This is a genomic window from Gabonibacter chumensis (assembly GCF_024741215.1).
GTDB classification, from domain to species: Bacteria; Bacteroidota; Bacteroidia; order Bacteroidales; family Marinifilaceae; genus Gabonibacter; species Gabonibacter massiliensis.
This window is the reverse complement of record NZ_JANSKB010000002.1, coordinates 353166-373325: the sequence shown is the minus strand read 5'-3', so window position 1 is coordinate 373325 and position 20160 is coordinate 353166. Positions and strand designations below refer to the sequence as shown.

Here is a 20160-nt window from a genome sequence, read left to right as displayed (position 1 = left end):
AAACAAAAAGCCATGAAATACGCGTTGAATGACAAACCCTCTCTGCTACCTTTACTTATGTATGGACTCCAATGGTTTGTCGTATCCATTCCTTCCATCATCATTCTGGGGGTTATCGTATCGCAAATTCATTATAGCAACGCGATCGCCCAAACATTTTATATGCAAAAAATTTTCGGAATAATGGGCATTGCCTTAATTATACAAGTATTATGGGGACACCGTTTACCTCTTATCATAGGACCTGCTTCCGTTCTGCTCATCGGTGTCCTGGCATCCGCATCGGCATCCGTTTCCGCCGTGTACACGGCTATTCTGATTGGAGGAATTTTTCTATCCTTACTCGCTTATAGCGGATTACTCTCTAAGTTACAATTTATATTCACTCCCAGAATCATCACGGTTATCCTCATCCTGATAGCCATTACGCTCTCCCCGGTTATTCTGAAACTTCTGTTCGGCGAAGCGGGACATACCTTGTTCCATCTCTCGTTCGCCATCTTGCTCACCCTTGCCATGATCATAGGAAATCAGGTATTTCGGGGCATATGGAAATCCACCGTTGTTCTCTGGGCTCTTCTTATAGGCAGTTTACTGTATTACGGAGTACAAGGATTCCCGAAATCCTCATTTCCCTCCTCTGCCTTTTCAAAAGCAGGACTCTCTTTTTTCAATTTTCCTTTGGAATTCGATGCAGGTGTCATTCTCTCCTTTATTTTTTGTTTCATTGCACTTATCGTAAACGAATTAGGTTCTATTCAGGCCGTAGGAAAGCTCATAGGTGCAGACAAAATGGAAAAACGAACGACCCAAGGAGTCGGCGTTGTAGGTATCACCAACATACTTTCCGGTTTAGTCGGTATTGTAGGCCCTATCGATTACTCCATGAGTCCGGGTATCATATCAGCCACCGGATGTGCTTCCCGTTATACCCTGATCCCGGCAGGCATAGGCCTTGTAATAAGTGCTTTTTTCCCCGAATTGATAATCGTAATGGGACATATTCCCCATGTCGTAATGGGAGCGGTTCTACTCTACCTGATGGCAGCACAACTTTCTGCCGGTTTGCAAATGACGGTCCATGAAACCGCCGTGAAAAACTTTAATAGCGGTATCGTAATCGGTTTTCCGCTCATGGTAGCATTGCTGCTCTCTTTTGCCCCGGATAGCGCACTAAACTCCATTCCTCCCCTTATCCGCCCGATCATCGGTAACGGGTTTGTCATGGGAGTCATTTCGGTCTTAATATTGGAACACCTTATTTTCAGAAAAGAAAAATAGGTTATTTCTTCTTTTTTTTCCGAACCGACCAACCGAAATGACCGATCTTTTCACCGATACCAAAATACTCCCCGTGTACATAAACCAACGGGGTAGTATCTGATAATTCGAACTTACCGGTCTCTTTATTCAGGTAATTATCGTCGGCCAACACGTTCACCACCTCTGCCATAAACATATCATGGGATCCTAAAGGAATAATTTCTTTCACCCGGCATTCGATACAAACGGGAGACTCTTCCACCGTGGGAGCCTGAACGACTGTAGCCTGTCCGGGTGTCAACTTCATCTCTTCAAACTTATTGTAGTCTTTGCCCGAACGTACCCCGCACCAATCGGTCGCGTAAGCCATATCCGCCGTAGTCAAATTAATGACAAACTCCCGGTTTTTCTTCAGAATCGGGTACGAATGGCGTTCCGGACGCACGGAAATATAACACATGGGCGGATTCGTACAAAGAGTTCCTGTCCAAGCAACCGTAAAAATGTTATACTCTTCCGGCGTATTTCCGCAACTCACTAATACGGCCGGCAGCGGGTATATCATCGTCCCCGGTTTCCAATTATGTTTCATATTTACAGACTTTACTATTTTTCCGGCAAAGATAGAGAAAGTTTACATAGCATAAAACAGACATTGCTACCGGCATTAAGACAAGAAAAACGTATCTTTCCTATTAAAATTTTTCCCGAAAAAAAAGACAGGTATATGACATATACCTATCTCCCTTCTATTTTTCAAGCTGCTACTTAGTCTTATTAAACTCCTCTATCAAAGCTTTAAAAGTCTCTTTTACCGAAGTAATGCAAGTCGCCCGAAAAGCATTGGCTCCCGCGAAAGCGTAACCGTTATCCATATTTCCACGAAAAGCATTATACAAAGCCGAAATAATACAATAAGGGCTCTTACTGATATCACAGGTCTTAATACACTTGCACATGCAAGTTTTAGGTTGTTTTTGTCCCTCTTTCACCTTTTGAATAAACTTACTGAATATCGCTCTTCCCGGCATTCCTACAGGACTTTTTATAATCTGAATATCATCCTGTTTTGCGTCAATATAAGTTTGTTTGAAAGCATCCGAAGCATCACACTCTTTCGTGGTCACAAAACGTGTCCCCATCTGAACCCCCGCGGCTCCCATATCCATAAAATGCCGGATATCCTCTCCGGTATATATTCCCCCGGCAACGATGACCGGAATCTCCTGATGATAACGCTTCTCTATCTCCTTTATTTCTCCGATCACTTCCGGAAGAATATGTTCCAAATCGTAATGCTCATCGTTAATCTGCTCGTCTTTGAATCCCAAATGCCCTCCCGCTTTCGGGCCTTCCACGACAAAGGCGTCCGGCAAATAATCATATAAACTTTTCCATTTTTCGGCAATTACCCGGGCTGCCCGAGCCGAAGAAACGATAGGAACCAATTTCGTGGTACTCCCCTTCGGTAAGAAACTCGGCAAATTCAAAGGCAAACCTGCCCCGGAGAAAATAATATCGGCTTTCTCGGCAACAGCCGTTTTCACCATATCCGCAAAATTAGACATGGCGACCATTACGTTTACCCCGATTACTCCTTTCGTTTTCTCCTTTGCCTTACGCAACTCTTCTTTTAATCCCAATATGCTTGCTTCAATATAATCCTTCGATAAATTCCGATACAACAACCCCAACCCGGCACTCGAAATAACCCCGACTCCTCCTTCATTTGCAACAGCAGACGCCAATCCAGAAAGCGAAATTCCAACACCCATTCCACCTTGTATGATAGGTATCGAAATGGATAAATTTCCAATTTTTAATGTTCGCATTTTACTAAAAAATTAAATAATATTTGACGAATGTACAATAAAATCTCGCTTAATTGTATTTTCTCGCTCACTTATAACATATTATTAACTATGTTTATACTCTCTTGCATTTATTCTCCTTCGAAACGTATATTCAAAGATTCTTTAATTCATCCCCAAATTATGATTCAACTCTCTATAAACATTACTATTTATCCCCGTTTCAATCTACCTGTCAGAAACAGATACGATAAAGGCAATCTTACCGGGAAAATAAAATGGATATTATTGTTTACTTGTGTTAATACGGCACGAATATTGCTCAAGTAACAAGTAATTTCATTTTTTCGTAGACCAAAAGGAGACATTAATTAGGGACCATTATGAGAAGAATTAAAGGCTGTTTTACGAGCCGTGTACTAAAAGGTATTTTGTGTTTAAATTTCGTTCTTGGGGGAGTTGCCGTCGGGAAGGCCCAAGACAGTGCTCGTATAAAATCAATTCCGTTCGGAGACATGGATAACTGGTTAGTAAGGGTTATCGAAGAATCATTCGTTATCGGAGGAAAAACCAAAACTCTTCACGAAATAGCCCCTGCCGATACGATCAGGGGAACCATCGCCTACCGTCACTCTCCACAGTCACCGTGGAGGACCTCCAATGTCATGGCTCACGTGAGCGGAATCACGAAATGCAGCAATACGGTTTTTCCCGAAAAAAGAGGAGAAGGGCAATGTGCCCGATTAGAAACCCGTATGGAAAATTGCAAGGTATTCGGCATCGTGAACATTACGGTATTGGCTTCAGGAACCATATTTTTAGGAGAAATGCTAGAGCCCATAAAAGATACGAAAAATCCCCAGGCCAAATTAAACATGGGCATTCCGTTCACCGAACGTCCTTTGACGATGGTACTCGATTACAAAATGAAAACCAACGGTGATCCGGACCGAATTAAAGCTCCCGGCTTCGGAAGAACGACAAAAGTTCCGGGAAAAGATTGCGCCGAAGTGTTTATTATCTTGCAAAAGCGATGGGAAGACGAAAAAGGAAACGTGCATGCCAAACGAATAGCCACGGGTGTAGAGCGTTTCTCCGAAACGACCCCGGATTGGGTTAACAATCACTCGATCAAACTGATTTACGGGGATGCTTCCAAAGATTCCGGATTCCAACCTTATATGGATCTGATTCCGGCAGACAATTACCAATACTGCCTAAACAGCAAAGGGAAATCGGTCCCCATCATAGAGGAAGGTTGGGGAGATCCCGACGACACCCCTACACACCTTATATTGAAAATCTCTTCCAGTCACGGAGAAGCCTACGTGGGATCCTTAGGAAACACGTTTTGGGTAGACAATGTCAGATTCGCTTATTAAGCGGTCCGACCGGAAAGCGGTCTTTTCTTAAAGGCATAAATCAAAAAAAAGATTCCGATAAGAATAAAAGGAAGACTCAGCACCTGTCCGAGATCCAAAATCATCCCCTCTTCGAGCGGTACCTGCTTCTCTTTGACGAACTCGATACCAAAACGGGCGATAAATACTAAGGACAGCATCATGCCCCAGTATAATCCGGGATATTTTCCCATACCTGTTTTCCGGTAAAGTCCTATATTCAGAAAAAAAACAGCTAAGTAAGCCAGGGCCTCATAAAGTTGGGCCGGATGACGAGGTATGGCATCCACCCGTTCGAACACAAAAGCCCCCGCCATTCCCGTCGGGATTCCGATCATTTCGGAGTTCATTAAATTTCCGATCCGGATGAAAGCCGCAGCCAAAGGCAATACGATAGCGATATGATCCAAGGTTCGAATGACCGGTTGGTGCCGGCAAACGGAATAAAGAATTAAGGCCACGATCAATCCCAAGGCTCCCCCATGACTGGCCATCCCCTGATACCCGGTAAACAGGTATCCGCCATCCGCTTTCGCCGTTATCGGCAAAAAAATCTCCAAGGGATGGGCTAAAAAATAATCCGGTTCGTAAAATAAACAATGTCCCAAACGAGCCCCGATAAATAAACTTACCGTACTCCATACGACCAACAATTGTAAGTTTACCCACGAAATACCGTTCTCTTGAAAAAGTTTTTTTAAAATCCACACGGACAACACCGTTCCGGCAATAAACGACAAACTATAATAATAGATAGGAATAGCCCCTATACGGATAAAAACCGGGTCTGCATCCCAATGTATATAACTCATCCCTTTTAAAATTTCATTTCAAAAATCGAATATAAGAAATTTCCAATCTATTCCCCTATATCTAAAAAAAATCCTCACCACTTAAAAACATTTCATGCAAAATGCTGAAAAATCCCTTGTATTGACTATCTTTGCACAATTTTTAATCATTTCGTAAAAGAGAATTATATGGCAATCTATTTAGACGATGTATCAAGAACTTTTGGAGAATATTTACTTATTCCCGGTTTAACCACGAAACAGTGTATTCCCACTAATGTTTCTTTGAAAACACCTTTGGTGAAATTCAAAAAAGGCGAAAAGTCAGCGATCGAATTGAACATTCCATTTGTGTCGGCCATCATGCAATCCGTTTCCGATTCGGGATTAGCCATCGCATTAGCTCGTAATGGTGGATTATCGTTTATTTTCGGTTCCCAGAGCATCGAGTCTCAAGCGGAAATGGTTAGAAAAGTGAAGAAATTCAAAGCCGGATTCGTTACCAGCGATTCCAACCTTACACCCGAAAACACGTTAGCCGACGTTGTTGCACTGGTAAGAAAAACAGGTCATACCACCATGGGCGTTACGGATGACGGTACTCCTAACGGAAAACTACTGGGCATGATAACCAGTCGGGATTACAGGGCTGAAAAAGATCCTGCCGACAGAAAAGTAAAAGAGTTCATGACTCCTTTTTCCAAATTAACCGTAGGTGAAGTCGGCATGACGCTTTCCGAAGCCAATCAAATTATCTGGGAACATAAACTGAATACCTTGCCGATTATAGATAAAGATCAGCATCTGGCCTATTTTGTTTTCCGGAAAGACTACGACAGCCATAAGGATAATCCGAACGAACTTCTAAACACCCGGGATAAAAAATTACTGGTTGGCGCCGGAATAAACACCCGAGATTACATGGACCGGGTTCCTGCCCTGATTGAAGCCGGAGTAGATGTTTTATGTATCGACTCCTCAGACGGTTTTTCCGAATGGCAGTCGGATACCATCAAATGGATCAAGGAGAAATACAACGGAGAAGTATTGGTAGGTGCCGGAAATGTAGTCGATGAAGAGGGTTTCCGTTATTTGGTAGATGCCGGAGCCGATTTCGTAAAAGTGGGTATCGGGGGAGGTTCGATCTGTATCACCCGCGAACAAAAAGGTATCGGTCGCGGACAGGCCACGGCCATTATCGACGTAGCCGCGGCACGGGACCGTTATTTCCAAGAAACCGGTATATATGTTCCCATATGCAGCGACGGGGGATTGGTACACGATTATCACATGGTACTCGCATTGGCCATGGGAGCCGATTTCCTTATGATGGGACGCTATTTTGCCCGTTTCGACGAATCCCCCACCAAAAAGCTGAAAATCGGTAATAACTACGTAAAAGAGTATTGGGGAGAAGGTTCAAACCGCGCCCACAACTGGCAACGTTACGACATGGGAGGCAGCGAATCGTTGAAATTCGAAGAGGGAGTAGACAGCTACGTTCCATATGCCGGTAAAATGAAAGACAACTTAAACGTAACATTGGGAAAAATCAAAGCCACCATGTGCAGTTGCGGGTCCGTCACTATACCGGAACTACAACGGACAGCCAAAATAACCCTGGTCTCTTCCACCAGTATCGTGGAAGGCGGAGCCCACGACGTGATCTTAAAAGAACACAATTGATAAAATCAATTATACGATAAAAAACAGCTTTGGAAACAGAGCTGTTTTTTTTATATCATTTTATAACTATCTCCCGGCTTCTTCTTACCCATACGTAACATTTTCACTCCAGATAAGTATCTATATACGGAATCATAAAAAGAATCATATGAAAAATGGAACATTTACATTAAGAAGCAATGACTTGGGAGGTATAGGCGTACTGGAACAAGCCCATCCCCGATGCGGAGGAGAAAATAAATCCCCTCAACTGTATTGGATCAATCCACCGGAAGGAGTGAAAAGTTTTGCCGTTACCATGTACGACAAAGATGCTCCCAGCGGAAGCGGATTCTGGCACTGGCTCCTGTTCGATCTTCCCCCACGACCCGGGAATTACCGACTGACGCGGGAAACACATCCAAGCATATAGCTCCCGGCGATGCCATACAAAGCCGGAATGACGGCGGAAGTTACGGTTATAGCGGCCCATGCCCTCCTCCGGGAGATAATTGGCACGCCTACGTGATTACAGTGTACGCTCTCGACATCCAGAAACTCCAATCGGATAAAGAGGCCCTTCCGGCACAGGTCGGCTTAGAACTATGGAAACATACGTTAGAAAAAGCATCTATTGTTTTTTATTACAAGATTTAATATATAATAACACAAAGTCGATCTAAATCATTGGTTTTGTGTTATTTATTTTTTATATTTGGAACAAATACAAAATTATGGTCAGATTTATACTACATACGATTCTGATCCTGGTGGTTTCCCAATTAACCAACGTAGTCATGGGATTGGTGATGACTGAATCCGAGCAAGAGCATTTTCAGCAAATACTCATTCAGGCTGAGAGATCCGTTCATGACCAAGAACATTATCAAAATCATTATAGCGACTGTATTCTTCCGCAACAAAACGGGATGTCTTTACGCCGTTCACAATTACCATCTCAGATTCGTATTCTTTTGGAAGGAATTCCCTTGGAGTACGCGTGTATAAATAATAATGATCATAATTTCTCTCACAATTACATTAAAACATCACAAGATCGTGATTACAAACACCATTTTCACGAATTATGCAAACTACTGATTTGAAGGTTTTTATTCTGTTCGTATTGCCCTTTTTCCTTTAGGAGAAAAAGATCCATTTTTATTAACAACACACACTATAAAAGCCGATATGAAAACAAATCTATTTTCAAAAAGCCGGAAAGAACAAAATTATGCCTTGTTCTTCGAGCCGGACGAATTACCTCGTTTGCAATACCTTCTGGAGACCAAACAATTCATTAATCTTTCCAGACTGAGCCAATACGCAGAAGACAACACGGGAATAAAACTTGAGATTTCCCTGACGAATAGAGGGAAACGCGCTACCGTACAACTCTTCGAATACATCGTACTCTCGTATGTAGCCGTATCACCCGTCATGACTTTCCGTAACAAGGAAGCTATCGCTCTCTCCGGAGCTGTCATTCCGGAAACCGATAAATAATAAAATAGGGAAAGGTCTGAAAGATTTCACCCATAACTTTCAACAGGGTCTAAACAGAACATGCCCACGAGACGTTTTCAGACCTTTCCCGTCCATAAAACAAAATCGTTCTTCATTTCGACTAAAATCGAATATTTTTCTTTTTATTTATTCTAAATAAATACTTATATTTGTCTCAAATTTTAACGTATGAAACATTTATTATTTTCTGAAAAGCAGAAACTGGCCGACTTGATCCATATCAATTTCAAATTGTTGTTAGTATTGCCCAGATTCGATATAAAATTAGGCTTCGGGGATAAAAATGTAGCAGAAGTATGCGAACAACAGGGAACATCGACGGAACTATTCTTATTGGTATGCAATATCTATACTTTTGATGAATACTTTCCGAACCAAGGGGAGTTAAGTCAGATTCATATCGATGATCTGACCTGTTATCTACAAAAATCACACGATCATTACATAAAAGACCAAATCCCCGCTATTCAGGCCCAACTCGCAGAACTCGTTCGTTGTTACGATCCCAAGCAGGGTGCTCTGTTGACTCGCTTTTTCGAAGATTACCGGGCCGAAGTGGCCAATCACCTGAGTTACGAAGAAAATACGGTCTTTCCCTATATCTTGGATTTATTAAAAGGCAAATCCTCGGGTAATTATTCCATTGAACAATTTGAAGCAAATCACAGTAATATCGAAGATAAATTGAATGACCTAAAAAACATCATCATCAAATACTTACCGGGTAATTGTCAGTCCGATCTGCGAAACAAGATTCTTTTCAATCTTTTTTTATTGGAAGAAGATTTGAACAAACACTCGTTATTTGAAGATAAGATATTGGTCCCGTTTGTCCAACGATTAGAAAACCACAACAATGAACAGGAAAAAATATAAAATAACCCTTATAGAGCCCTCACCTATCGTCACGGAAGGTTTAAAAAAGATTTTTCAAACCCTTCCTGAATTTGAAATTCTCCATTGCTCTGAAGACTTATTTCATTTTTCCGAACATCCGACTGCTTCACTTCCGGATATCGTTATACTCAACCCGATCGTCATGGATTTTCATCGCCAACATGCCATAAAATCCATATTCTCTCAATATTCTCAAACTTTATTCATCGCCCTTTTGTATCATTATGTTTATGCTGACAATCTAAAACAATACGACGGAATGATCTCCATATATGATGACGGAACGAAGATCAATAAGAAATTACAACAAGCGATAGAGCATCAGGAAGCGACCCCCGGAAGTAGCGACAACTACGAGCTATCCGACCGGGAAACAGAAATACTCATTTCAGTCGTTAAAGGTTTACAAAACAAAGAAATAGCCGACCAGCATCACATTTCAATACATACGGTTATTTCCCACCGAAAAAACATATCCCGCAAAACGGGTATAAAATCCATCGCCGGTCTTACGGTCTACGCTCTCTTGCACAATCTCCTGGATCAAAACGAAATCGAATAATCCCCACAATTGGGGATAGTCCTAATAAATTTTCCCCACAAATAGGGATAGCATCGCAACGGGAATTCCCCCATCTTTGTCACCAGAAAATAATACGATATGTCGAATTTTAGTAAGCCCTCTATATTTTGGAAGAGATAACACTCTCAAGCGAACCGGTTTAGCTCATTTCCGGTTCGTTCCTTTTTACACCTCTTTCAGAAAAATCGCATGCCTCTTAAAATAAATCAACGTTCCTACAGCCGTCACGAAAGCGACAAAATCCGAGATGGGCATACTTCCCCACACGCCGGTAATACCCCAGTAACGAGGCAAGATCAACAAACAGGGTAATAGATATAACAGTTGACGGGAAAGGGAAAGGAAGATAGAAACCTTAGCCTTTCCGATAGACTGGAAAAAATTCGTAATAACGATCTGAGCTCCCACGAAGGGAAACATAAGACAGGTAATTCTCAATCCCGTGTTAGCCAGTTCGATCAACTGTTCATGCCCGGTAAACATACCCACGATCGCATGAGGAAAAATTTCGCTCATCAGGAATCCGAAGGTCATAATGGAAACTCCGGCAAACAAAGCGATTCTCAACGTCTTTTTCACCCTATCACCGTGCTTTGCGCCATAATTATACCCCACGATAGGTTGCATTCCCTGTGTCAATCCCAACTCGATCATCACGAAAAGAGTCAACACCCGATTTACAATACCGTAAGCCCCGATAGCCAAATCCCCCCCGTATGTCTTAAAACTATTATTCAAAATAATGACCACGGTGCTCGCACAAACATTCATCAGGAAAGGAGACATTCCAATAGAAAAAATACTCATGACAATCCGTTTCTGTAATTTAAAATAACCGGACTTAAAATGAATAAAACTCGATTTACTCAGGAAATGGTTTAAAATCCAGACTAACCCCAAACATTGCGAAAGGATCGTGGCTGTCGCCGCCCCACGAATTCCCCAATCGAAATGAAATATAAATACAGGTGCCAGAATGATATTGGCAAATACCGTCACCAGAGACGAGAGCATGGCTTTCTTCGGATATCCCGTCGCCCGCATGATATTATTCAAACCGATAAAAACGAACGATATCGGATTTCCAAGCAAAATCACCTGCATGAAATCCCTGGCATAAGGAAGCGTATCCTGACTCGCCCCGAAGAAATGCAAAATAGGCTCTAAAAGCCACAAGGTAATTCCCCCGAAACAAAATCCGTTGATGATACAAAGCAATAATACGTTAGTCAAAACACGAGTTGCTTTATCCACATCTTTTTGTCCCAAATAAATCGAGGTGATCGTAGCTCCCCCGATTCCGACCAAAGTAGAAAAAGCAATGACAAGATTCATTAATGGAAAGGTAATCGCCAATCCAGAAATAGCCAAAGGGCCTACCCCATGCCCGATAAATATACTGTCTATAATATTATATAAAGACGTGACCGTCATTCCGATAATTGCCGGAATTGAATATTGCAATAGTAGCTTACCAATCGGCTTGGCTTCCAATATGTGAGGAGTACTTGCCACTGACATATGTTCATTTTTATATTTCGAATCTGAAAAGTATTTGGATATTCAAGAAACGATTATCCCAAAAAGCGTGTAAAGATAATGAAAATAACAGGAAAACTGACTCACTATTTCACGAATATTACCTAATTTAGTCGGGAAATTATATAAAGGTGATATGAAAGAAAACGAAATTGTACCGGATAAACTGAAAGCTCTTTTAAATATGGCAAAATGGGGATGGTGGAAAGCCGATTTTCATGACAAGACATATACCTGCTCCAATTTCATCATAGATCTACTGGACCTAAAATCCGATATCCTCCCTTTCTATGATTTCAAGGAGTTTATACGAGAAGATTATCAAGCACGCATTACCAATGAATTTGCTTTCATATTGGCCCAAGACGTGTACGAACAAATATTTCCCATTCATACCAAATACGGCATACGATGGATTCACTCCCAATTAGGTTTAAAAGAGAGAGACGAAAGAGGGCATCTCGTCGCGTGGGGATTCCTGCAATGTATTGAGGACCAAGAAAAAGACACCGACAGAAAAGCATTAAACAAGGTCAATCACCTGTTGTACCAACAAAACAGTATTTCCCGTTCCTTACTCACATTTTTACAAACCGAAGAAATCTCAAGTGTCATTCTAAAAATACTATACGATATCCAGGAACAATTTAACGGGGATCGGGTATATATTATCGAATACGACCCAAAAAACATGACCCAACATTGTTTGTATGAAGTCTTAAACGATCGATTACCGCAAGATCAACAGACCGAGCTGTCGCTGCATATCGACGAGACTCCTTGGAAAAATCGGCAATTGATGAATTCCATTCCCATTATATTATCTAACCTGGATGAAATTCCGCAACAAGGTTCAAAAGAGAAAATGCACTGGGATGCCCAGCATATAAAATCCATGATGATGGTTCCCATGCTATCCAAAGACCGGGTATGGGGGTATTTAGGCATCAATATAATGACGGAGTACCGTTCCTGGAGCAATGAAGATTACCAATGGTTTGCTTCCATGGGGAACATCATCAGCATTTGTATACAATTACATAATTCCGAACAAATCGCACATAAAGAAAGAGAATATTTTGAAAATCTCTATCAATACATGCCCATAGGCTACATACGCATGAAACTGATATACGACGGCGAAGGAACGCCTATAGACTACACCTACCTTGACGCCAATCCGGCTTTTGAGGAAATCACGGGTAAAAATCGTCATCATATTATCGGTAAAAACGCCAGTTCTTTAAACTTTCCGATAAGTTCCGGCCCCTCTTTAAAAGAAATAACCGATACTCTTTCCGTCAAAAATTATTACGAGGCCAATTATTCTGTAAATAACGGTAATAAGTATTGCCGAACCATTATCTATTCTCCCGGTAAAGAAGAGATCGTCGCTCTTTTCTCCGATACCACAGAAACCGTTAAGGCTCACGAAGCGTTGGATCGGAGCGAAAAAATGTTACGAAACATATATAAAAACATTCCCGTGGGCATAGAGATTTATGATAAAAACGGAATTGCTATCGATATCAACAACAAAGATCTGGAGATATTCGGGTTAACACGTAAAGAGGATGTTCTGGGAGTCAATTTTCTTGATAATCCGAACTTCACGGAAGAGGTCAAAGCTCAGGTTCTGGCCAAGCAAGAAGTGAATTATGTTGTCAGGTATGATTTCTCTAAAGTCAACCTTCACAAATATTACAAGACCAACTATCAAAACGCGATAAAGAATTTATTGATCAGAATAACTCCTCTATACGATAATAACGATCAATTTCAGAATTATCTTTTTATTGTTATCGATAACACGGAAATCTTGACAGCCCACAATAAAATTAAAGAGTTCGAAAATTTCTTTTCCATCATCGCCGACTATGCAAAAATCGGTTATTGCCGTTGGAATCAAGAAGAGCAAAAAGGATTTGCTATCAGTCAATGGTTTAAGAACTGGGGTGCATCCGAAGATTCTCAATTCGAAAATATCATTGGGGTATATCCGCACGTCCATCCCGAAGACAGACCGGAAATAAAAAAATTGTACCGGGATCTCCTGAGCGGAAAGATAAACCGGATGCACAAAGAAGTACGGGTAAAAGACGATAACGGTAAATGGAAATGGATCAGAAGCGACATTGCTTCGAGAGTGTTGGAAAACAAACGTTATCTTGAATTGACCGGTATCAATTTCGACATCACCGAGATGAAAGAAATCGAAGCCAAATTAACGGAAGCCAAGATTAAGGCAGAAACATTAGACAAATTAAAATCTGCTTTTTTGGCCAACATGAGCCACGAAATCCGGACACCTTTAAATGCCATCGTCGGCTTTTCCAATCTTCTTCTGGATACCTCCGAGCGAGCCGAGAAACAACAATACATAAATATCATACAAGAAAATACGGATCTCTTATTACAACTCATATCTGATATTCTCGACCTCTCGAAAATAGAAGCTGGCACATTCGAATTCGTAAACGGAGATGTAGACGTGAATCTGTTGTGTCAGGAAATCATTCGTTCGTCACGACTGAAAACACCGGAAAACATCCAACTCGTTTTCGGGAGTCATCAACCGGGATGCCATCTATTCAGTGACAGGAATCGTTTGCATCAAGTCATATCCAACTTCATCAATAACGCTATAAAATTCACCTCTCGGGGAAGCATCACGTTAGGTTATCGTTTTACTCGAGACCAGATCGAATTTTATGTACAAGATACAGGTATCGGTATAGACCAAGAACACATCCACTCTATTTTTGACCGCTTCGTGAAATTAGACACGTTCATCCACGGGACCGGATTAGGATTAGCCATATGCAAAAGCATCGTGGAACAAATGGGAGGAACTATCGGCGTCGACTCCGAAAAAGGAGTCGGGTCGCGCTTCTGGTTTACCATTCCTTACATTTCGTCCCAAGCGACCGAAACGGGAGTTACGCTTACCAATACAATACTACCGGAAAAGAATTTGAATAAACCTACTATTTTAGTAGCAGAAGACACGGATAGCAATTATATATTGATCTCCACTATTCTCAAAAAAGAATATACCGTACTCAGGGCATTGAATGGTTTGGAAGCAATAAAAATGGTGGAAGAGAGTCATCCAGATCTGGTTCTTATGGACATAAAAATGCCGGAAATGGACGGTCTGACAGCCACCCGACGGATACGGGAAAAACATATACACGTACCGATTATTGCCTTAACAGCTTTCGCTTACGACAAGGATCGAATAAAAGCTTCAGAAGCCGGATGTAACGAATACATCACCAAACCCATACAGGCTTCTCTTTTGAAAGAGATGGTAAAAAGCTTTATTTATTAGAAGTAGCACCGGATCATTTTCGAAAGAGAGAAACTATTTTTTTTACAAACCAACGGATGAGTATCGGTAAGGTCACGTCCCAAATAAAAGGCATAACCGACTTTAAAGCCGAAAAATAACCATTGAAAGGAGAGTCGCTTTTCTTCGTATCTTCGGATGAAGAAGGAAAAAACAGCAGGGAAAGCCCGGACAAAAACAAACTTCCAGCATGTTGCCGAACATAAGAAAAATCCTCACCCAATTTCTTTTCCTGAAGCCGAAGCCGGGAACGCACTTCCTTTTTCTCAGCTATCAGTTCTTCCAGAGGTGTCAACTTCGTCATCTTCATCTTTATCGTCTTTAGCCATCATCGATATTAATATTTCATTCACCACCTTCATTCGAATCTTTTCTTTAAAAAAGGCGATGATCACAAAAAAGATCAGGTATATTCCTGCCACCACAATGAATCCAAGTGCCGTACTATTTAAAAGTTCTCCCAAATAAAAACCTAATCCCAAGAATAAAAACAATACGGTAAAAAAAGCGAGCAAAATCAATACGATACCGTACGAAAGAATCGCTATCACTTTAGAGACTCTCTCGTAGGTATGTAATTTCAAAAGTTCCAGCTTCAACTCCGCGTAAGTTAAAAGATCTTCCTTCAACCTCGCGAATATCTTTTCAGCAGCTTTTTCCATGGATGACTATTGTTTTTTAGCCGTTCCCTCTTCCTTCACGTTTTCTACCTTGTCTGCTACTTTGCGGGAAACTTCATTAGCCTTGTCCGTCATCTCTTCCCGGATATTTTCAGCTTTCGTTTTGACTTTTGAATAAGCGGATTTGACCCCCTCTTTCACTTCATCTACCGCATGACGAACATCTTCTTTTAATTTGCCCTTATCCGATGCCATATAATATCCTATGGCAGCTCCTACCGCGGCTCCGATTCCCAGACCCAACAGTAATTTTACATTCGCGTGTTTCATTTCTTCTATTTTTAGTTTTGTTTATAAGAAACGAATCACCTCATTAAAAAGTTTGGTTCTTTAACAATATTTTATAAAATCGATTCAATCGATAGAGATATTCCTACTCCGGCAACCAATTCCGCGTCTCATCCGTAAACAAAAGAGAATAGAATTTAATCCATAAACAAACTTTTACAAAATGAAAACTACACATTATCATCGCTTTGCTCTTTTTCTGGTTTTCACCGTATTATTGAACGGAAATCCGTATATACAGGCACAAACACAGAAAAAAGAGACGTCAGAACGTTTTACACTACCTCCGCTTCCCTACAAAGTAAACGCTCTATCCCCCGTCATCAGTGAAGAGACCATGAACCTTCACCACGGAAAACATTTGAAGGGGTATATCACGAACCTGAATAAATTAATCATCGGAACCCCTTTTGAAAGCAGCGATCTGGAAACCATTGTCAAGAACTCAAACGGAGCTATTTTTGACAATGCGGCACAAACGCTGAATCACATCATCTATTTCAATACCTTTTCACCACATGCGACCCTATATCCTTCCGGAGCACTTTTAATTGCTATCGAAAAAGAGTGGGGATCTTTCGACAATTTTAAAAAGGCATTTTCAACGGCAGCAGCATCCTTATTCGGTTCGGGCTGGGTTTGGTTAGCCAAAGACAAAAACGGGAAACTGCTCATTCTTCAGGAAAGCAATGCCGGAAATCCGATCACCAAAGGGTATACGCCATTATTAGGCATCGACGTATGGGAACACGCCTACTATCTCGATTACCAAAACAAACGGGCAGATCATATCGCAAAGCTCTGGACCATCATAGATTGGAATACCGTCAAAAGCAGATATGATAAATAATCTGTAATAATTATCGATGGATTTTATATTTTTGTCAAAACAAAAAGCAGATCATGAATCCCATCGAATTACTTCATAAATATTACGATCCGAATTCCAAGGCTTACTCTATTTTGTACTCTCACAGTAAAGCCGTTATGGAAAAAGCCTTGGAACTCGCCGGTTTCCATCCAGAAATGGAGTTGGATACGTCATTTATTAAAGAAGCCTCCCTGCTGCATGATATCGGCATCTTTCTCACAAATGCTCCAGAGATCGGTTGTCACGGAGATAAACCTTACATATGCCACGGTTATTTAGGAGCCGAATTGTTACGTCAGGAAGGATTTCCCCGACACGCTTTAGTGTGCGAGCGCCATACCGGATCCGGAATAAGCTCGGAAATGATCCGGGAACGACATCTTCCCCTTCCGGAAAGGGAGATGCTCCCTTTAAGTAAAGAAGAAAAATTAATATGTTTAGCAGACAAATTCTTTTCTAAAAGCAAAGACTTAACCCGGGAAAAATCCGTTCAGCAAATCAGCAAGGAGATAGAGGCTTTCGGATCGGAAGCAATTTCCCGTTTGCAAGAGTTGTACGACCTCTTTCTGAAATAAACCCGCACGGGAATGGATAAGCCATAAAAATAAGACTACTTTACAACCGATCTACACTTGGTTACGTATATCCGTAAGCAAAAATAACGATTATGGATAAACTTAACAATTGGATTATCTTTTCGAACGATTTTATTTGGACCTATTTTTTGATCGTTCCCCTAATCGCCATCGGGCTTTATTTCACATTTCTCAGTCGGTTCGTGCAGTTCCGGAATTTCCGGGAGATGTTTCGACTCTTGGGAGAAGGCATAACAAGCGGAAAAAGTAAAAATTCGGTATCTTCATTTCAAGCATTCTGCATCGCCACCGCATCCCGGGTCGGAACCGGAAATTTAGCCGGCGTCGCAACGGCTTTAGCCTTAGGAGGTCCGGGAGCTGTCTTCTGGATGTGGCTGATAGCCCTTATCGGCTCTGCCTCGGCATTTATAGAATCGACATTAGCCCAGATATACAAAGCCAAAGGAGAACGTACCTTCATCGGGGGACCCGCCTTCTACATGGAGAAAGGATTGAAAAAAAGGAGTATGGGTATTTTATTTGCCGTTATTATCTCCATTACATTCGGGCTTGTGTTTAATTCCGTACAAGCCAACACGGTTACACTTGCCTTTCACGAGGTTTTTGGCATAGACCGTACCTGGTTAGGCATTTTATTAACGATATTCACTCTATTAGTCATTTTCGGAGGAATCCATCGGATTGCCGTCATATCGGGTATTCTTGTTCCCCTAATGGCCATTGCTTACATATTGGTCGCGCTTTTTATCCTATTCATGAACGCCGGGAGTATACCTCATCTTATTACCACCATATTCGCCGATGCCTTCGGTTTCGAACAATTCGCCGGAGGAGGTTTAGGAGTCGTGATCATGCAGGGAATCCGACGCGGTCTGTTTTCCAATGAGGCCGGTATGGGTTCCGCCCCGAACGCCGCTGCCACCGCCGATGTCTCCCATCCGGTCAAACAAGGATTAATTCAATCCCTAAGCGTGTTCACGGATACCATCATTATCTGCAGTTGTACGGCTTTCATCATCCTCCTTTCGGACATTCCCTTGGACGGTACGACCAAGGGAATTCAATTGACACAAATGGCTCTCTCCCATCAAATAGGTCCCGTGGGGGGACAATTTATCGCCATCAGCATTCTATTATTCGCCTTCAGCTCCATCGTCGGTAATTACTCCTACTGTGAAACGAACATGATATTTATCTCTCCCAAACAGGTCTACTTGCAATTATACCGGGTAGCCGTCGGACTCATGGTACTTTTCGGTTCTTGGGCCGCTTTGGACCTGGTCTGGAATTTGGCGGATTTGGCGATGGCTGTTATGACAATTATTAACCTGATTGCAATCGTGTTACTCGGCAAAATAGCCCTTAAAGCTTTAAAGGATTATCACCAGCAAAAGAAATCCGGCATACATAGCCCCGCATTCAAATCAAAGAGTATTCCGGAATTAAAAGATTCTACGAGCGAATGGCAATGATATTACATTAATAAATAATCAAAAAAATAATTTTTTTATTAACTTTGCTTAGAAATTTAAGGTGTTTAATATTAACTATTAACCAATTATCGGTTAGCACTTAATTTAATGCAAGAAAGCATATAAAAACAAAAGAAACTATTGGAAGATGAGATTTGATGAGCTCGAACTGGCATCCCCTGTATTAGAGGGACTTGATGCAATGAATTTTCAAGAGACAACGCCTATACAAGAATTAACCATACCCGTCATACTGGAAGGGAAAGATCTGATTGCCTGTGCACAAACCGGAACCGGAAAAACAGCGGCTTATATTCTACCGATATTGAATCGGTTGGCCGAAAAAGACCACCCCGAAGATGTAGTGAAAGCACTCATTATGGCTCCGACGAGAGAGTTGGCACAACAAATCGACATTCAATTCGAAGGATTTTCCTATTTTCTACCCGTATCCACGGTGGTCGTCTACGGCGGAGGTGACGGAGCCTTGTGGGAACAACAAAAGAAAGGACTCCGGTTAGGAGCAGACATAGCCATCGCAACTCCCGGGCGCTTAATCTCACATATTCAGCATAGTGATATCGACCTCTCCAAAGTGGAATATTTCGTGTTGGACGAGGCCGACCGGATGTTGGATATGGGATTTTTTGACGATATTATGCAAATCGTCGAAAAGCTTCCCAAAGAAAGGCAAACCGTCTTGTTTTCAGCGACCATGCCACCGAAGATCAGACAATTGGCACAAAAGGTATTACGGAATCCGGAAGAGATCAATGTTGCCATTTCAAAACCGAACGAAGCCATCATACAGGCTGCCTATATTTGTCACGAAGGACAAAAAATGGGTATTATCGAAGAGTTATTCAATAAACCCACGAAAAACAAAACAATCATCTTCGCCTCTTCCAAACAAAAAGTAAAAGACCTGGCATATACCCTAAAACGCAAACGATTTAACGTGGCTGCCATGCATTCGGATTTGGAACAACCCGAAAGGGAATCGGTCATGTTGAACTTTAAAAACGGTAAAACAGACGTGTTGGTTGCCACCGATATCGTCGCCAGGGGTATCGATATCGATGAAATCGGTCTGGTCATCAATTTCGATGTACCCCACGATCCGGAGGATTATATTCATCGAATAGGCCGTACGGCAAGAGCCAGTGCAGATGGTGTGGCCATTACTTTTGTCTCCGATTCTGAGCAGGGCAAATTCCACCGAATCGAAGAATTCATAGAAGAAGAAGTATACAAGATTCCACTTCCCTCCGAATTGGGTGAAGCACCTATCTACAACCCGCAGGCGTTTGAAGGCAAACCTAAAAAACGATTCAACCGTAAATCCCAGAAACCTTCTTTCGTAAAAAAGAAAAATTTCTCGAAGCGCAAAGATAACCCGAACTCGATCACTAATCCTTAAAAATA

19 protein-coding genes and 1 pseudogene are annotated in these 20160 nt (G+C 41.6%); 13 read left to right on the top strand and 7 right to left on the bottom strand.

The window, feature by feature from the left end; genetic code table 11:
- Positions 1-12: 12 nt before the first annotated feature.
- Positions 13-1281 (top strand): uracil-xanthine permease family protein, encoded by a 1269-nt coding sequence (locus NVS78_RS08265; protein ID WP_286358762.1) that lies wholly within the window; start codon positions 13-15, stop codon positions 1279-1281.
- Between the two features lies 1 nt (position 1282).
- Here the strand turns inward: NVS78_RS08265 and NVS78_RS08260 are convergent, their stop codons facing one another.
- Together NVS78_RS08260 and NVS78_RS08255 are read right to left on the bottom strand one after the other, a co-directional pair.
- Positions 1283-1855 carry a flavin reductase family protein gene (locus tag NVS78_RS08260; RefSeq protein ID WP_286358761.1) on the bottom strand — a complete coding sequence of 191 codons (573 nt, stop codon included), beginning with the start codon at positions 1853-1855 and terminating at the stop codon, positions 1283-1285.
- A gap of 172 nt (positions 1856-2027) precedes the next feature.
- Entirely contained in the window at positions 2028-3095 is a 1068-nt protein-coding gene (locus NVS78_RS08255) for an NAD(P)H-dependent flavin oxidoreductase (RefSeq protein ID WP_041503776.1), read from the bottom strand.
- Between the two features lie 362 nt (positions 3096-3457).
- On the opposite strand from NVS78_RS08255, the gene NVS78_RS08250 reads away from it, so the two are divergent.
- On the top strand, positions 3458-4456 hold the full coding sequence (locus tag NVS78_RS08250; RefSeq protein WP_286358760.1) for a PCMD domain-containing protein: 999 nt from the start codon (positions 3458-3460) through the stop codon (positions 4454-4456).
- Here the strand turns inward: NVS78_RS08250 and lgt are convergent.
- Positions 4453-5286, bottom strand: a complete 834-nt coding sequence (gene lgt / locus NVS78_RS08245; protein ID WP_286358759.1) for a prolipoprotein diacylglyceryl transferase — start codon at positions 5284-5286, stop codon at positions 4453-4455. The genes NVS78_RS08250 and lgt overlap by 4 nt on opposite strands.
- Positions 5287-5454: 168 nt before the next feature.
- On the opposite strand from lgt, the gene NVS78_RS08240 reads away from it, so the two are divergent.
- The 6 genes and pseudogenes from NVS78_RS08240 (at position 5455) to NVS78_RS08210 (ending at position 9916) form a co-directional block, all read left to right on the top strand.
- Positions 5455-6951, top strand: coding sequence for an IMP dehydrogenase (locus NVS78_RS08240; RefSeq protein WP_286358758.1), 1497 nt, complete (start codon positions 5455-5457; stop codon positions 6949-6951).
- Between the two features lie 148 nt (positions 6952-7099).
- Positions 7100-7587, top strand: a pseudogene (locus tag NVS78_RS14195) (YbhB/YbcL family Raf kinase inhibitor-like protein).
- 77 nt (positions 7588-7664) lie between these two features.
- Entirely contained in the window at positions 7665-8036 is a 372-nt protein-coding gene (locus tag NVS78_RS08225) for a hypothetical protein (protein WP_286358756.1), read from the top strand.
- Between the two features lie 85 nt (positions 8037-8121).
- Complete coding sequence (locus tag NVS78_RS08220; RefSeq protein WP_052634689.1) at positions 8122-8436, top strand: hypothetical protein; 315 nt, start codon at positions 8122-8124, stop codon at positions 8434-8436.
- A 189-nt stretch (positions 8437-8625) separates the two neighbouring features.
- Positions 8626-9333 carry a hemerythrin domain-containing protein gene (locus NVS78_RS08215; RefSeq protein ID WP_286358755.1) on the top strand — a complete coding sequence of 236 codons (708 nt, stop codon included), beginning with the start codon at positions 8626-8628 and terminating at the stop codon, positions 9331-9333.
- Positions 9314-9916: a response regulator transcription factor gene (locus NVS78_RS08210; protein ID WP_041504947.1), complete on the top strand. Its 603-nt coding sequence runs from the start codon at positions 9314-9316 to the stop codon at positions 9914-9916. The genes NVS78_RS08215 and NVS78_RS08210 overlap by 20 nt, the downstream gene beginning before the upstream one ends.
- Positions 9917-10102: 186 nt before the next feature.
- On the opposite strand, the gene NVS78_RS08205 is transcribed toward NVS78_RS08210, so the two are convergent.
- Positions 10103-11458 (bottom strand): MATE family efflux transporter, encoded by a 1356-nt coding sequence (locus NVS78_RS08205; protein ID WP_286358754.1) that lies wholly within the window; start codon positions 11456-11458, stop codon positions 10103-10105.
- A 154-nt stretch (positions 11459-11612) separates the two neighbouring features.
- Between NVS78_RS08205 and NVS78_RS08200 the strand changes: the two genes are divergently transcribed.
- Complete coding sequence (locus NVS78_RS08200) at positions 11613-14810, top strand: ATP-binding protein (RefSeq protein WP_286358753.1); 3198 nt, start codon at positions 11613-11615, stop codon at positions 14808-14810.
- 13 nt (positions 14811-14823) lie between these two features.
- Here NVS78_RS08200 and NVS78_RS08195 read toward each other — a convergent pair whose 3' ends face one another.
- From NVS78_RS08195 to NVS78_RS08185, 3 genes are read right to left on the bottom strand one after another with little or no spacing between them, the layout of a single operon-like run.
- Complete coding sequence (locus tag NVS78_RS08195; RefSeq protein WP_286358752.1) at positions 14824-15138, bottom strand: hypothetical protein; 315 nt, start codon at positions 15136-15138, stop codon at positions 14824-14826.
- Positions 15095-15490, bottom strand: coding sequence for a phage holin family protein (locus tag NVS78_RS08190; protein ID WP_286358751.1), 396 nt, complete (start codon positions 15488-15490; stop codon positions 15095-15097). The genes NVS78_RS08195 and NVS78_RS08190 overlap by 44 nt, the downstream gene beginning before the upstream one ends.
- A gap of 6 nt (positions 15491-15496) precedes the next feature.
- Positions 15497-15778: a YtxH domain-containing protein gene (locus tag NVS78_RS08185; RefSeq protein WP_041503788.1), complete on the bottom strand. Its 282-nt coding sequence runs from the start codon at positions 15776-15778 to the stop codon at positions 15497-15499.
- A 181-nt stretch (positions 15779-15959) separates the two neighbouring features.
- On the opposite strand from NVS78_RS08185, the gene NVS78_RS08180 reads away from it, so the two are divergent.
- The 4 genes from NVS78_RS08180 to NVS78_RS08165 all read left to right on the top strand — a co-directional run bounded on the left by NVS78_RS08180 (position 15960) and on the right by NVS78_RS08165 (position 20155).
- Entirely contained in the window at positions 15960-16646 is a 687-nt protein-coding gene (locus NVS78_RS08180) for a superoxide dismutase (RefSeq protein ID WP_286358750.1), read from the top strand.
- Between the two features lie 53 nt (positions 16647-16699).
- Positions 16700-17242, top strand: a complete 543-nt coding sequence (locus NVS78_RS08175) for an HD domain-containing protein (RefSeq protein ID WP_286358749.1) — start codon at positions 16700-16702, stop codon at positions 17240-17242.
- Between the two features lie 92 nt (positions 17243-17334).
- The gene (locus tag NVS78_RS08170) at positions 17335-18735 is read left to right on the top strand and encodes an alanine/glycine:cation symporter family protein (protein WP_286358748.1); all 1401 of its coding nucleotides are present in this window, start codon (positions 17335-17337) and stop codon (positions 18733-18735) included.
- Between the two features lie 148 nt (positions 18736-18883).
- The gene (locus tag NVS78_RS08165) at positions 18884-20155 is read left to right on the top strand and encodes a DEAD/DEAH box helicase (RefSeq protein ID WP_286358747.1); all 1272 of its coding nucleotides are present in this window, start codon (positions 18884-18886) and stop codon (positions 20153-20155) included.
- Positions 20156-20160 lie beyond the last annotated feature (5 nt).